Annotated in this window: 16 protein-coding genes; 9 read left to right on the forward strand and 7 right to left on the reverse strand. The window is 64.8% G+C overall.

Annotated features, from left to right (window positions below; translation table 11 throughout):
* Nucleotides 1-66: 66 nt before the first annotated feature.
* Entirely contained in the window at nt 67-1,239 is a 1,173-nt protein-coding gene (locus ACNJYD_RS29430) for an MFS transporter (RefSeq protein ID WP_439364090.1), read from the reverse strand.
* 61 nt (nt 1,240-1,300) lie between these two features.
* On the opposite strand from ACNJYD_RS29430, the gene ACNJYD_RS29435 reads away from it, so the two are divergent.
* Together ACNJYD_RS29435 and ACNJYD_RS29440 are read left to right on the forward strand one after the other, a co-directional pair.
* Complete coding sequence (locus tag ACNJYD_RS29435) at nt 1,301-2,101, forward strand: AraC family transcriptional regulator (protein WP_212254523.1); 801 nt, start codon at nt 1,301-1,303, stop codon at nt 2,099-2,101.
* A 282-nt stretch (nt 2,102-2,383) separates the two neighbouring features.
* Complete coding sequence (locus tag ACNJYD_RS29440) at nt 2,384-3,736, forward strand: malonyl-CoA decarboxylase (RefSeq protein ID WP_271499723.1); 1,353 nt, start codon at nt 2,384-2,386, stop codon at nt 3,734-3,736.
* Between the two features lie 145 nt (nt 3,737-3,881).
* On the opposite strand, the gene ACNJYD_RS29445 is transcribed toward ACNJYD_RS29440, so the two are convergent.
* The 6 genes from ACNJYD_RS29445 to ACNJYD_RS29470 all read right to left on the reverse strand — a co-directional run bounded on the left by ACNJYD_RS29445 (nt 3,882) and on the right by ACNJYD_RS29470 (nt 8,460).
* A complete protein-coding gene (locus ACNJYD_RS29445) occupies nt 3,882-4,169 on the reverse strand; it encodes a GIY-YIG nuclease family protein (RefSeq protein ID WP_212254521.1) in 288 nt (95 codons plus the stop codon).
* Nucleotides 4,170-4,471: 302 nt separating this feature from the next.
* A complete protein-coding gene (gene tarD, locus ACNJYD_RS29450; RefSeq protein WP_439364091.1) occupies nt 4,472-5,641 on the reverse strand; it encodes a D(-)-tartrate dehydratase in 1,170 nt (389 codons plus the stop codon).
* A 196-nt stretch (nt 5,642-5,837) separates the two neighbouring features.
* Complete coding sequence (locus tag ACNJYD_RS29455; RefSeq protein ID WP_029674077.1) at nt 5,838-6,080, reverse strand: DUF3297 family protein; 243 nt, start codon at nt 6,078-6,080, stop codon at nt 5,838-5,840.
* 11 nt (nt 6,081-6,091) lie between these two features.
* Entirely contained in the window at nt 6,092-6,568 is a 477-nt protein-coding gene (locus tag ACNJYD_RS29460; protein ID WP_439364092.1) for a glutathione peroxidase, read from the reverse strand.
* Between the two features lie 2 nt (nt 6,569-6,570).
* Nucleotides 6,571-7,971 carry an amidase family protein gene (locus tag ACNJYD_RS29465; protein ID WP_439364093.1) on the reverse strand — a complete coding sequence of 467 codons (1,401 nt, stop codon included), beginning with the start codon at nt 7,969-7,971 and terminating at the stop codon, nt 6,571-6,573.
* Nucleotides 7,972-8,202: 231 nt separating this feature from the next.
* Nucleotides 8,203-8,460 (reverse strand): DUF6894 family protein, encoded by a 258-nt coding sequence (locus tag ACNJYD_RS29470; RefSeq protein WP_036007354.1) that lies wholly within the window; start codon nt 8,458-8,460, stop codon nt 8,203-8,205.
* A gap of 260 nt (nt 8,461-8,720) precedes the next feature.
* Between ACNJYD_RS29470 and pqqA the strand changes: the two genes are divergently transcribed.
* From pqqA to ACNJYD_RS29505, 7 genes are all read left to right on the forward strand, one after another.
* Nucleotides 8,721-8,801 (forward strand): pyrroloquinoline quinone precursor peptide PqqA, encoded by an 81-nt coding sequence (gene pqqA / locus ACNJYD_RS29475; protein ID WP_007595659.1) that lies wholly within the window; start codon nt 8,721-8,723, stop codon nt 8,799-8,801.
* A 127-nt stretch (nt 8,802-8,928) separates the two neighbouring features.
* Entirely contained in the window at nt 8,929-9,858 is a 930-nt protein-coding gene (pqqB, locus tag ACNJYD_RS29480) for a pyrroloquinoline quinone biosynthesis protein PqqB (protein WP_439364094.1), read from the forward strand.
* 20 nt (nt 9,859-9,878) lie between these two features.
* Nucleotides 9,879-10,634, forward strand: coding sequence for a pyrroloquinoline-quinone synthase PqqC (pqqC, locus tag ACNJYD_RS29485; protein ID WP_439367528.1), 756 nt, complete (start codon nt 9,879-9,881; stop codon nt 10,632-10,634).
* A gap of 11 nt (nt 10,635-10,645) precedes the next feature.
* The gene (pqqD, locus tag ACNJYD_RS29490) at nt 10,646-10,957 is read left to right on the forward strand and encodes a pyrroloquinoline quinone biosynthesis peptide chaperone PqqD (protein WP_172786862.1); all 312 of its coding nucleotides are present in this window, start codon (nt 10,646-10,648) and stop codon (nt 10,955-10,957) included.
* Nucleotides 10,954-12,135: a pyrroloquinoline quinone biosynthesis protein PqqE gene (pqqE, locus tag ACNJYD_RS29495; protein WP_439364095.1), complete on the forward strand. Its 1,182-nt coding sequence runs from the start codon at nt 10,954-10,956 to the stop codon at nt 12,133-12,135. The genes pqqD and pqqE overlap by 4 nt, the downstream gene beginning before the upstream one ends.
* A complete protein-coding gene (pip, locus tag ACNJYD_RS29500) occupies nt 12,125-13,111 on the forward strand; it encodes a prolyl aminopeptidase (RefSeq protein ID WP_439364096.1) in 987 nt (328 codons plus the stop codon). The genes pqqE and pip overlap by 11 nt, the downstream gene beginning before the upstream one ends.
* Nucleotides 13,112-13,124: 13 nt before the next feature.
* A complete protein-coding gene (locus ACNJYD_RS29505) occupies nt 13,125-13,802 on the forward strand; it encodes a hypothetical protein (protein WP_439364097.1) in 678 nt (225 codons plus the stop codon).
* The last annotated feature ends 205 nt before the right edge of the window (nt 13,803-14,007 follow it).

The following is a 14,007-nucleotide window of genomic DNA, read 5'->3' on the forward strand; positions in this document are numbered from 1 at the left end:
CGCGGAGGGACTCTGGATTGCTTCGTCGCAAGGGCTCCTCGCAATGACGCTTGGAGAGAGTTCGGCTCACGCCGCCTGCGGCGTGCGGATCTCGCGCGGCAGGATCAGCGCGGCGGCGATGGCGAGCAGGCAGAGGGCGGCGAAGGCGTGCAGCATGGTGACGAAGCCGCCCTGTTCGTAGAGCCAGGCGACCAGACCGACGGAGGCGCCGGCCGCGGTGAAGCCGACGAAATAGCGCACGGCATAGGCGCGCGAGCGCCACTCTTCCGTGGTGTATTTGCCGACCATGGCATCGTTCACCGTGACCTGACCGAACGCGCCCATGACGATGCCAATCGAGACGACGATCAACGGCAGGTTGGACAGGCTCGCCGCCAGATACAGGAACGGCGCCAGCATGAAGGACAGCGGCAGCGCCACCGTCTTCAGCGAATAGCGGTCGAGCAGCCGGCCGATCGTGTACTGCGTCATCGCGCCGAACACGTAGACGCAGGCGGCGATGACGCCGAGCAGCGCCGGGCTCCTGGTCAGGTCGGCAAGGCGCTCGGCGAACAGCTTTGGCAGCGCGACGGTCACGGCGTTGAAGGTCGTGGAGATCGCGATCACCACGATCAACAGCGCCAGGATCACGCGCCACATGTCCCGTTTGGCCACCCGCGCCTGCGCTGCGGCCTGCTTCGAGCCCTTGCGGTCCTCGTGCACGACGCCCAGCGCGAAGGCGATTCCGATCAGGACCGTGACCACGCCGGGAACGATGAAGGCGAAGCGCCAGCCGAGATATTGGCCGATCACGCCGGTGACCAGGGCCGACGAGGCCACGCCGAGATTGCCCCAGACGCCGTTGATGCCCATTTCGCGGCCGAGCCGGTCGGCATAGGACACGATCATGGCGGTGCCGACGGGGTGATAGATCGAGGCAAAGATGCCGATCGCGAGCAGCGCCGCGCCGAGCTGGACCTGCGTTTGCACGAAGCCGACCGCGATCATGGAGAGGCCGATGCCGACGAAGAAGATCAGCATCATGTGGCGGCGGCTCCAGCGATCGCCGAGCCATCCGGTGAGCAGCGAACCGGCGCCGAAGGCGACGAAGCCCGGCGTCGCGTAAGGCAACAGTTCCGAATAGGCCATGCCGAGCGCCGGGCCCATGATGATGACCGCGGCGGCGAAGATCAGCATCGAATAATGGTCGATGAAATGGCCGGCATTGACGAAACCGATGACCCGGCTGGGGCTGTTCATTCCCGAATCCTCTCCTGCTCCGAAATGAGTTATATGTCCTCGCCATGACGGGATGCCGCCAATGACTGTCTTGGAAACGCCAATCCTGCGGGAGGTCCGGAGCAATCACCGCTCGCCCGCGGGCGTGCATCTGGTCGCTCGCGATTATCCCAAGGGGATGCGGATCGATCTGCACATGCACCGCGAGGCGCAGCTGATCTATGCGGCAAAGGGCACGATGCAGGTGACGACGCCGGGGGGACGCTGGCTGGTGCCGCCGGACCGCGCGGTCTGGGTGCCGGCCGGGCTCCAGCATGCCATCGACCTGCTCGCCGACATCGAAATGCGCACGCTCTATTTCGACCTGCCCTGGCTGGAACGCGAGCAGCGCTATGACGGCCTGTCCCGGGAATTCGTGGTGCGGGTGTCACCGCTGCTCAATCAGGCGATCCTTGCCCTGTTCGACGGGCGCAGCACCGAGGAGCGCACCGAGCTGCTGGTGCGCCTGGTGATGCTGGAACTGCAGCAGGCCGAGGATTCCGCGACCTTCGTGCCGCTGCCCCGAGAGCCACGCTGCCGCCGCGCCGCGATGATCGTGCTCGACGATCCCACCGGCCTGCACGACATCGACACGCTGGCGCGCGAGGTCGGAACCTCCGGGCGTACGCTGTCGCGGCTGTTTTCGAGCGAGACGCAGCTGAGCTTCAAGAGCTGGTGCCAGCGCGCGAGGATTGCAGCGGCGATCGAGCGGATATCGACGGATGCGAGCGTGTCAGTGAAGCAGCTCGCGACCCAGCTCGGCTATGCCAGCGTGCCGGCGTTCTCGGCCGCGTTCCGCCAGGTGACGGGGCGGACGCCGACGGAGTTTGCGGGGAAGGGGTAGCCCCAATCTCGTCATTGCGAGGAGCCCTTGCGACGAAGCAATCCAGAATGCCGCCGCGGAGGGATTCTGGATTGCTTCGCTTCGCTCGCAATGACGGAGAATGTGGCTGCCGCCTCGTTCCCAAATGCCACCGCATGCTCCGTCCCCTCCGTCCGACATGCCGCCATTCTCCAAACGCACGACCCAACTAAAGATGCCGCATTCGCCTGCTTGATTGTGATCGGCTTGCACCCAAATCCCGTGTAAGCTCCCGCATCACACCGACCCGATACGAAAGCCCAGATGGCCAACGCCTTCTTCTCCGACCTGCTTGCCACCATCTCCGAGCGCGGCCGCACGTTGCTTCGCCGAGGGGACGCCTCGAATACCAAACGGGATGCCGATGGACTGCTGGAGCTTTGCGGCGCGCTGCTGTCCGGCCGCGGCGAAGCATCCGGCACAGCCATGGCGCGCGAGGTGCTCGATCTCTATCAGGAGCTGGATGCGGAGGGACGCCGCACCTTCTTCGAAGGACTGGTACGTTTTTTCGGACCCGACCGGGAACGATTGTCCAAGGCCATCGAGCAATGGCGCGCCAAGCCGAGCGACGAGGATGCCAGCGCCCTGCACTTCGCCTCCGAGCCGCGGCGGCAGGAGCTGATCCGCCGCCTCAACCGCGCGCCGGGCGGTACCGGCGATCTCGTCAACATGCGCGCCGATCTGCTCGGCATGATGAACGGGCACACCGATCTCGCCGCGCTCGACCGCGACGTCTCGCATCTTCTCTCTTCGTGGTTCAACAGGGGGTTTCTCGTGCTGCGCAGGATCGACTGGTCGACCCCGGCCAACATCCTCGAAAAGATCATCCGCTATGAAGCCGTGCACGAGATCTCGGACTGGGACGATTTGCGCCGCCGCATCGATCCGGTCGACCGGCGCTGCTACGCCTTCTTCCATCCCGCGATGGTGGACGAGCCCTTGATCTTCGTCGAGGTGGCGCTGACCGAGACGATCCCCGGCGCGATCCAGCCCCTGCTCGCGGTCGACCGCCAGCATCTGCCGATCGAGCGCGCGCGCACCGCCGTGTTCTATTCGATCTCCAACACCCAGCGCGGCCTGGGCGGCATCTCCTTCGGCAGCTTCCTGATCAAGCAGGTGGTGGAAGAGCTGCGCCGCGAGCTGCCGAAGCTCGACACCTTCGTCACGCTGTCACCGGTGCCCGGCTTCATGGCCTGGGTGAAGCAGGACAGGGATCTGCCGCTGTCGGACGAGGATCGCGAGGTGCTCAAGCGCCTCGACGATCCCAAATGGTTCGAAAGCCCGGAGACGGCGGCGCTGCTCCGCGCCGTACTGGAGCCGCTCGCGGCGCACTATTTCCTCAAGGCGCGCACGCCGAAGGGCAAGCTGATCGATTCCGTCGCCCGCTTCCATCTCGGCAACGGCGCGCGGCTGGAGCGCATCAATTGGCTGGGCGACCTCTCGCCCAAGGGCCTGCGCGAGTCCGCCGGCGTCATGGTCAACTACCTCTACCGCCTCGACGACATCGAGAAGAACCACGAGGCCTATGCGAATGACGGCGAGGTGGTGGCGTCCAGTGCGGTGAAGAAGCTGCTGAAGGGTGAAGGGCGAAGGCTGCTGGACATGCGGCTGTCGTAAGGGGCGGACGCTTACCACATCGTCATTGCGAGGAGCCCTTGCGACGAAGCAATCCAGACTGTCTCCGCGGAAAGACTCTGGATTGCTTCGCTGCGCTCGCAATGACGGAGTGTGTGGCAGCCAACTGCCAGCACATCCTCTAGAGTCAGATCAGCGTCTCGTACAAATCGTCCCAATTCGGATTGAGGCTCTCGATTAGGGCAAGCTTATTGGCCCGACTGCCACCCTTGATCTGCTTCTCGCGCACAATCGCGTCGGTCATGGTGGCGTGCAGCTCGTACCAGACGAGAAGCTTGCAGCCGTACTTTGAGGAGAAACCCTTTACCAGTCCTTCGCGATGCTCGAACGCGCGACGCGGCGGATTGGAGGTGACACCCGTGTAGATCGTTCCGTTGCGACGATTGGCGAACATGTACACGCAGGGTTGCTTCATGATCGTACTCGGCTGAGGACAGCTTCTACGATAGCACAACCAAGAGATGATTACGAGACTTTCGCCACAGCGTCATTGCGAGGAGCTCTTGCGACGAAGCAATCCAGACTGTCTCCGCGGAAAGACTCTGGATTGCTTCGCTGCGCTCGCAATGACGGAGTGTGCGGCGGCTCCTTGCGCAACTCTCTCCACCGTCATTGCGAGGAGCCCTTGCGACGAAGCAATCCAGACTGGCTCCGCGGAGAGACTCTGGATTGCTTCGCTTCGCTCGCAATGACGGCGAGTGGCGCCACAGCGGGGGCCTACTCCGCCAGCGCCTTCATCTCCTTGTAGAGATCCGACTTGCCTTCGAAGCCGATGCCGGCAAACTCGGGCATGGTGATGTGGCCGTTCTCGACGCAGACGCCGTCGGGGAAGCCGCCATAGGGCTGGAACAGGTCGGGGTAGCTTTCGTTGCCGCCCAAGCCGAGGCCGGCGGCGATGTTGAGCGACATCTGGTGGCCGCCGTGCGGGATGCAGCGGCTGGGGGACCAGCCATGGGTCTTCAGCACCTCCAGCGTGCGCTGGTATTCGCACAGGCCGTAGGACAGCGCGCAGTCGAATTGCAGCCAGTCGCGGTCGGGGCGCATGCCGCCGTAGCGGATCAGGTTGCGGGCGTCCTGGTGGCTGAACAGGTTCTCGCCGGTCGCCATCGGGCCCGGATAGAACTCGGCGAGCGCGGCCTGCAGCGCGTAGTCGAGGGGATCGCCGGCCTCCTCGTACCAGAACAAGGGATAGTCGCGGAGCATCTTGGCGTAGGCGATGGCGGTCTCCAGGTTGAAGCTGCCGTTGGCGTCGACGGCGAGCTGCGCGTCCTTGCCGATCTCCTTCAGCACCGCCTCGATGCGGGTGCGGTCTTCGTCGATATCAGCGCCGCCGATCTTCATCTTCACGACGTTGTAGCCGCGGTCGAGATAGCCGCGCATCTCAGCCCGGAGCATCGAGAGATCCTTGCCGGGATAGTAATAGCCGCCGGCCGCGTAGACGAAGACGCGCGGATTGGCTTCGACGCCGTGGCGTTCGGCGAGCAGGCGGAACAGCGGCTTGCCGGCGATCTTCGCCACCGCATCCCACACCGCCATGTCGATGGTGCCGACCGCGACCGAGCGCTCGCCGTGACCGCCGGGCTTTTCGTTGGTCATCATCGCGGCCCAGACCTTGTCGGGATCGAGATTGTCGCCGGCGGCGTTGAGCAGCGATTTCGGATCGGCCTCCGTGATGCGCGCGGCAAAGCGCTCGCGGATCAGGCCGCCCTGCCCGTAGCGGCCGTTGGAGTTGAAGCCATAGCCGACGACGCGCTTGCCGTCGCGGACGACGTCGGTGACGACGGCAACGAGGCTGGTCGTCATCTTGGTGAAGTCGATATAGGCGTTGCGGATCGGCGATGAGATCGGCTTGGTGATCTCGCGGATGTCGACGATGCGGACGGACATGGGGTTGGGCCTTTCACTTTCGTCATTGCGAGCGCAGCGAAGCAATCCAGTCCGTCACCGCGGAAATAGTCTGGATTGCTTCGTCGCAAGGGCTCCTCGCAATGACGAGGAGAGAGTGTGCGTTCCCCGCAATAGCGCACCGGGGACTCTCGAGATTCCGGGTTCGCGCTATCGCACGCCCCGGAATGACAGTGGCTTATTTCTTATCCCTGAAATATGGCTCCACCGGACCGTGCACCTTGATGGTCAGCGGATTGCCGTGGCGGTCCTTGGCGTTGCCTGCGGTGACGCGGACCCAGCCTTCGCTGATGCAGTACTCCTCGACATTGGTCTTCTCGATGCCCTTGAAGCGGATGCCGACATCGCGCGCCAGAATGTCCGCGTTGTAATAAGGGCTGTTCGGGTCGACGGACAGGCGGTCCGGAAATTCGTCGCTCATGATTGTCTCGCTCACAACAGTGTTTCGATTTGATTGCGCAAACCTTCGGGCCGGGCGGTCGGCGCGTAGCGCGCGACCACGCGCCCCTCACGGTTCACCAGGAATTTGGTGAAATTCCATTTGATGGCGGCGCCGAGAAGCCCGGATTGCTGACGTTTCAGGTACTCGTACAAGGGATGCGCCTTCGGCCCGTTGACGTCGATCTTCTCGAACAGGGGAAAGGTGACGTCGTAATGGGTCGAGCAGAATTCCTGGATCTCGCTCGCCTGCCCCGGCTCCTGCGCGCCGAATTGGTTGCAGGGAAAGCCGAGCACCGAGAAGCCGCGCGGCGAGAGATCGCGATAGAGCTCCTCCAGGCCACGATATTGCGGCGTGAAGCCGCATTTGCTCGCAGTGTTGACGATCAAGAGCACCTGCCCCTCGAAACGTCGCATCGGGACCTCCTCGCCGGCGAGCGAGTTGGCCTTGAAGTCGTAGATGGCCGTCATCGCTAGCCCACGGGATCGATCGGCGACGGCGGCACGCCGCCGGCCTCGATCGCTTCGCCCGCGAGCAGGCACAAATCCTCGCGATAACGCCCCGACACGATGTGCACGCCGACCGGCGCCTTGCCGACGAGACCTGTGGAGACCACGAGGCCCGGCAGGCCCATGAAGGGGATCGCGATCTGCGGCAGCTGCGCTTCCCAGACGCGCTTGAAGGAGTCCTCGTCCTTGCGGTCGAGATGATCCGGGAACGGCAATTCGCCGGAGACCGGCGTCAGCAGCACGGCGTATTTTTCGAAGAACAGCATCCACTCGCGGGTCAGCGTGGCGCGCCGGGTCAGCGCTTTGGCGTAATTGGCCTGGTCCATCGGCGTGACCCTGGCGCGGTTGCCGCGCAGACAGGCCAGCGCGCCGGGATCGCCTTCGCGCTCGGCCATCTCCAGCTGCGCCTCATAGCCGTCGCCGAGCCAGAGCTTGATCTGCCACTCGACCGCCTCGCGCATCGGCGGCGTGTCCTCGATCACATCGACGGTCCAGCCGGCGCGCTCCAGCCGCTTGCCGGCATCGCTCACCGCCGCCTTCACCTCCGGCGCGGTGGCAAGGCCGCCCGGATTGAGGCAGAGCGCGGCGCGCTTGTCCCGAGTGGGGCCTTGCAGCGGCACCGGCGCGAACCAGGGATCGCGGATGTCGCGGGCCGCCATGGCTTCGAGCGAGAGCTTGAGATCATTGACCGTGCGCGCCAGCGGGCCCGAGACCGCCATGATCTGCGGCCCGATCGGTCGCTCCGGCAGCGCCGGGTTGAAGGCGGGAATGCGGCCGAGCGTCGGGCGCAATCCGTGTACGCCGCAGGCATAGGCGGGATAGCGGATCGAGCCGGCGATGTCGGTGCCGTGGGCGATGTGGCCGATACCGGCCGCGACCGCCGAGCCGGCGCCGCCGGAGGAGCCGCCCGGCGTCAGCGAAGCGTCACGGGGGTTCTTGGTGTCGCCGTGGACCAGATTGGTGGTGAACCAGCGGTAGGAGAAGGCCGGGCAATTGGTGCGGCCGAGCAGGATGGCGCCGGCTTTGCGGAAATTCGCGACGACCGGATTGTCCTCGCGCGCGATCAGGTCGCGCTGCAGCTTGAGGCCATTGGTGGTGGCAAAGCCTTCCTGGTCGACATTGGCCTTGATGGTGACGGGCACGCCAGCGAGAACGCCGGGGTCCTCGCCCCTGGCAATGGCGCCATCGACGGCATCGGCCTGCTTGAGCACGTCCTCCGGCCGGTGGTCGATCACCGCGTTGAGCTGGGGATTGACGGCATCGAGCCGCGCGAGACCGGCCTTGGCGGCCTCCCTGGCGGAGACTTTCCGGGATTTGACGAGGGTGGCGAGGTCGGCGGCCGACAGGCGCCAGAGATCTTGCATGGCTTGCTCCGTATGACCGGCGTCTTTTAGCGCCGGGAACGGGGCAAAGCCATGCGGATTTCGCGGGGGTACCTCAGTCATTGCGAGCGCAGCGACTTGTCCGCCGAAGCCTTGGCGAAGGCGGAAGCAATCCAGACTGCCGCCGCGGAGGCAGTCTGGATTGCTTCGTCGCAAGGGCTCCTCGCAATGACGTTGAGGGGGCGCGGGCTTCTCTCGCCGCGTCGCGTCCGGCTAATGCCTTGTCGCGGACTGGTCCGGCATGTCGAGCAGCGCCTCGGTGAAGGGAAACTCCAGCACGATCTCGCCGTCGGCGTCGGTGACCTCGATGACCGCCTCCAGCAGCGCCGGCTGGGTTCCTTCCGACTTCACGACCTCGAGGATCATCTGGCGCGCGACCTCCCAGGCGCGGTCGGGGTTGCGCAGGTCCTCGCCGTCAGGATCCACGATCAGTTCGTCGCCGATGCGGGTGTTGAAGAAATATCTGGGCATGCCTGATCCAATGGGGTCGTCTGTCGCCGATGAGAAGCCGGTCCATACTCACAACTGGTTTATCCCGACAGGGATCACGACCTATCGGCAATTTTGCGTATCTGATCCGCTCATCTTTGCGGCCGCAATACGCCATCTTTGCAGTGCAACATTCCTCAGCCTACTACCTAGGTCGGGAAAATTTCACTGGCGAAGTTCTCCGCCCGCACTAATTTATCTGCGGGCGGATGCGTCCGAATTTGCAAAAAATGGAGAGCCAAATGGCCTGGAAAGCCCCGAAGATCGTCGAAGTGCCCTGCGGCATGGAAATCAACATGTATGTGAGCGCCACCCGCAAGTAAGCGGCTGGCGAGATCGCGTTCTGCGCAGGTGGTTCTTGGTCACGATACGTTTCCGGCAGACAGAAACCTTGTCCGAAACGGTCTCGGCCTGAGATCCACCTCGCGAATCGCCTCCAGGAGACGGATCATGCTTCGCGTCGTCGTCCTGGGCGCCGGGGCCGGCGGCGGAGTTCCGCAGTGGAATTGCGGTTGCGAAGGCTGCCGCGCGGCTCGTGCGAATGGACATGAGCTCTTTCGAACCCAGGCCTCGGTCGCCTTCAGCGGCGACGGCGAGCACTGGTTCCTGATCAACGCCTCGCCCGATCTTCGCCAGCAATTGAATGCCACGCCGCAGCTGCATCCCAAGGCGGGCGCGCTGCGCCACACGCCGGTTGCGGGCGTGATTTTGACCAACAGCGAAGTCGATGCCGTGGCAGGCCTGCTGTCGATGCGCGAGGGCTCGCCGTTTACGGTGTATGCGCACGAGAAGGTGCTGGCGATCCTTGCCAGCAACAGCATCTTCAACGTGCTGAACGAGAAGAACGTGCGGCGCCAGCCGATCGCGATCCGCGAGCCGTTCGAGCCGCGGCTGCCGGACGGCACCCGCTCAGGGCTCGAGGTGCTGCCCTTTGCCGTGCCGGGCAAGTCGGCCTGGTATCTCGAAGGCAAGGTGCATCCGGGCGGGGTGAGCGGCGACGGCGACACGCTGGGCCTGAAGGTCACCGACAAGGCCACCGGCAAGTTCTTCTACTTCATCGCCGCCTGCGCCGAGGTGACCGATGCGCTCAAGGCCGAGATCGACGGCGCCGCGCTGGTGTTCTTCGACGGCACGGTCTGGCGCGACGACGAGATGATCAGGGCCGGCCTCGGCCACAAGACCGGCAAGAGCATGGGCCATGTCGCGATGTCCGGCGCGGACGGCGCCATCGCGCGGCTGGCCGACCTCAATATCGACAGGAAACTGTTTCTGCATATCAACAACTCGAATCCGGCGCTGCTGCCCGCCTCCCCGGAGCGGAAAATGGTAGAACAGGCGGGCTGGCAGATACCCGCGGATGGAACGGAGATCGTGCTGTGAACGCCGCATCACTGACTGGAATGACCGCGCTCTCGATCGGCAAGGATCTGAGGCTCAACTCGGCCGAGGAACTGGAGGCGACGCTGCGCCACATCGGCGCCACGCGCTATCACAGCCTGCATCCGTTCCATAGGCTGCTGCATGGCGGCAAGCTGAACAAGGGCCAGGTGCAGGCCTGGGCGCTCAACCGCTACTATTACCAGAGCACGATCCCGATCAAGGACGCGGTGGTGATCTCGCGCTTCCGCGACCGCGCCACGCGCCTGGAATGGCGCCACCGCATCGAGGACCATGACGGCGATGTCGGCAGCGAAGGCGGCATCGAGCGCTGGCTGAAGCTGACGCAAGGGCTCGGGCTCGACACCGCATACGTCGAATCCACCGAAGGCATCTTGCCGGCGACGCGCTTCGCGGTGGAGGCCTATGTCCACTTCTGCCGCGAAAAAAGCCCGCTGGAGGCGATCGCCTCCTCGCTCACCGAGCTGTTCGCGCCGAACCTGCATGAAGAGCGCATCGCCGGCATGCTGGAGCACTACGACTTCGTCAACCCCGACATCATGAGCTACTTCAAGCGCCGCCTGACCCAGGCGCCGCGCGATGCCAATTTCGCGCTGGACTATGTCAAGAGACACGCCACGACGCCGGAGCAGCGCGCGCAGGTCTGCAACGCGCTGATCTTCAAGACCAACGTGCTATGGGTGCAGCTGGATGCGCTCCAGCATGCCTATGTCGAGGGCCACATTCCGCCGGGCGCGTTCGTGCCCAAAGCGAGTTAAGAGGAACAGCAATGGCCGGGCCGCGGAACATCAGCGTCAGCGAGGCAAGCCGCCCCGTGCTGCCGCGGCATGCCAAGCTCAGATATGACGAGACGCGGAAGGTCTGGGTGATCCTGGCGCCGGAGCGGGTGCTGGCGCCGGACGAGATCGCGGTCGAGGTCTTGCAGCTCTGCAACGGCGAGCGCAATGTCGGCGACGTCGCCGATCAGCTCGCCGCGAAATACGCCGCGCCGCGCGAAGCGATCCTCGCCGACGTCATCGTCATGCTGCAGGACCTCGCCGACAAGGGCTTTCTCACCGAGATCAGGGAGAAGACGTCATGAGCGACGTGACCATCCCGCCCAGCGACAGCCTCGCGGTGCTGGAAAAGCAGCGCTCGACGGCGGAGACGTTCGGCATCCCGCTCGCCGTGCTGCTCGAGATCACCCATCGCTGCCCGCTGCAATGCCCCTATTGCTCCAATCCGGTCGAGCTCGACCGCTCGGGCAAGGAGCTGACCACCGACGAGTGGAAGAAGGTGCTGAGCGAGCTCGCCGAGATCGGCGTGCTCCAGGTGCATTTCTCCGGCGGCGAGCCGACCGCGCGGAAGGACCTGGTCGAGCTGGTCAAGCATGCCAGCGACGCCGGGCTCTATACCAACCTGATCACATCGGCCGTGCTGCTGACGCGCGAGAAGCTCAGCGATCTCGCAGATGCCGGGCTCTGCCATGTGCAGATCTCTTTCCAGGGCATCGAGGAAGGCCTTGCCGATCGTGTCGCCGGCTACAAGAACGCTCACCGCAAGAAGCTCGAGGTCGCGAAATGGACGCGCGAGCTCGATTTGCCGCTCACCGTGAACGCGGTGATGCACCGGCAGAACCTGCACCAGCTGCCGGACATCATCCAGATGGCGCTCGATCTCGATGCCGACCGGCTCGAGGTCGCCAATGTCCAGTATTACGGCTGGGCGCTGAAGAACCGCGCCGCCTTGATGCCGACGGTCGCTCAGTTAGAGGAATGCACCCGCCTCGTCGAGGAGGCGCGCGAGCGGCTGAAGGGCCGGCTGACCATCGACTATGTCGTGCCTGACTATTACGCGCTGCGGCCGAAGAAATGCATGGGCGGCTGGGGCCGGCAGTTCTTCAACATCTCCCCCGCCGGCAAGGTGCTGCCCTGCCACGCCGCCGAGAGCATCACCGGGCTCGATTTCGAATCGGTGCGCTCCAACCATTCGATCGCCTGGATCTGGCAGAACTCGGAGGCCTTCAACCGCTATCGCGGCACCGGCTGGATGAAGGAGCCGTGCAAGTCTTGCGAATTCCGCGAGATCGATTTCGGCGGCTGTCGCTGCCAGGCCTTTGCGCTGACCGGCGACGCCGCCAACACCGACCCGGCCTGCGCGCTGTCGCCGCTGCACGAGACCATCTTCAAGCAGGCGGAAGCCGAAGCCGAGGGCGAAACCAACCGCTTCCTCTACCGCAACTTCGCCGGCGGCACCCTGGAACCCGAGAATGACGCCTGACGCGGACGCAGGCACAGCGGCCAAACGCGCCGATCCCTTTGCGCCGCTGACCTCCGACATGCTCGACGTCGGCGACGGCCATGAGCTCTATGTCGAGAGTGTCGGCCGCGCCGTCGGAATCCCCGCGGTCTATCTCCATGGCGGGCCCGGCAGCGGTTGCCAGCCCGACCATCGCCGCCTGTTCGATCCCGATCGTTTCTGCGCCGTGCTGTTCGACCAGCGCGGCTGCGGCCGCAGCCGGCCCAAGGGATCGCGCGAGCACAACACCATTGCGCATCAGATCGCGGACATGGAGACGATCCGCGAAAAATTCGGCTTCGAGCGGTGGATACTGGTCGGCGGCTCCTGGGGCGCGACGCTGGCGCTGGCTTATGCAGAGGCGCATCCCGAGCGCGTCTCGGGCATTGCGCTGCGCGCGACGTTTCTCGGCACGCGGGCCGAGGTCGAGACCGCCTTCACTTCGCGCCTGTCGCAATTCCATCCGGCGCTGTACGAGGATTTCCTCAGCGTGCTGCCGCCCGAGGAGCGCGACCGGCCGGTGGATGCCTATTGGCGCCGCATCCTCGATGCCGACCCCGCCGTGCATGGCCCGGCGGCGAAGGCCTGGCACGACACCGAGCGCACCTTGTCCGAGCACAAGCCCGCAAGGACGCGGCTCGACCTCGCCGCGCTCAACGTCTGGCGCACATTGCCGGCGACGCCGTTCATGGAAGCGCATTATTTCGTCAACGACAGCTTCATGACAGAGAACCAGCTGCTGCAGAATGCGGGAAGACTCGCCGGCATTCCCGGCATCATCGTGCAGGGTCGCTATGACCTGCTGTGTCCTCCCGCGACCTCCCAGGCCCTTGCGAAAGTCTGGCCCGGTTCCGAGCTTCGCATCGTGGAAGAAGCCGGCCATTCGCTCTATGATGGCGGCGTGAGGGATGCGGTCATGAAGTCGATCGCGGACCTTGCGTCGAAGATCGGGCGATGAGAGGACAAGAAGAATGCCGCTCGCCGGAAAGGGCATGCTGCTGACGTCGATGAACATCGACGCTTCGGATGAAGCCGATTTCAACCGCTGGTACGATCGCGAGCATCTGGAAGAGCGCGTCGCGATCGACGGATTCCTCGAAGCGCGGCGCTATGTCGCGCACGCCGCCAATCCCAAATATCTGTGCCTGTATTCGACCGAGGCTCTCGACGTGCTCGACGGCCCCGCTTACAAGGCGCGCCTCGCGAGCCCGACCGACTGGTCGCGGCAGACCATGGCGCGCTTTCAGGACATGCTGCGCGTGGTCGCGCGCATCACCATCAGCGAGGGCACCGGGCGCGGCACTGCGCTCGGCGTGGTGCGGCTGCGGCCGACGCCTGATAATGCCGCGCCCTGGCGTGATGCACTGCAAGAGAAGCTCGTGCCGGACAAATGCGACGGCATCATCTCGATGCATCTGCTCGAAACCGAGCCGGAATTGTCGGGCGCAACGGCGGGACTTCCGGCGGTGCGCAACGAGGGCGCGCGCGACTGGTTCGTCCTGATCGACGGCACACACGTCAATGCGGTCTCCGCCGTCATCGCTGAGCGCTTCACCGGCCCGGCTGCGGCGCCCTTCCCGCTCCCCATCTCCGTCGGCACCTACTGCCTGATGTGGGACCTCGCGAAGAGCGACATCGCACAGAGCTGACGTTGGAAATTGCTGCGCTGCCGCCAACGCCGTCATTGCGAGCGCAGCGAAGCAATCCAGAATCTTCCCGCAGAGGCAGTCTGGATTGCTTCGCCGCAAGTGCTCCTCGCAATGACGGGGATGGAGCAGAGTGCGATGCTGCACCGCACGCACATCCGCGCGCGGTCATTAATGCCGTGCACGCGCAGCTCCCATGAAAGCGGGG

The sequence above is a fragment of the Bradyrhizobium sp. SPXBL-02 genome (genome assembly GCF_051853065.1).
In the GTDB taxonomy this organism is placed as follows: domain Bacteria; phylum Pseudomonadota; class Alphaproteobacteria; order Rhizobiales; family Xanthobacteraceae; genus Bradyrhizobium.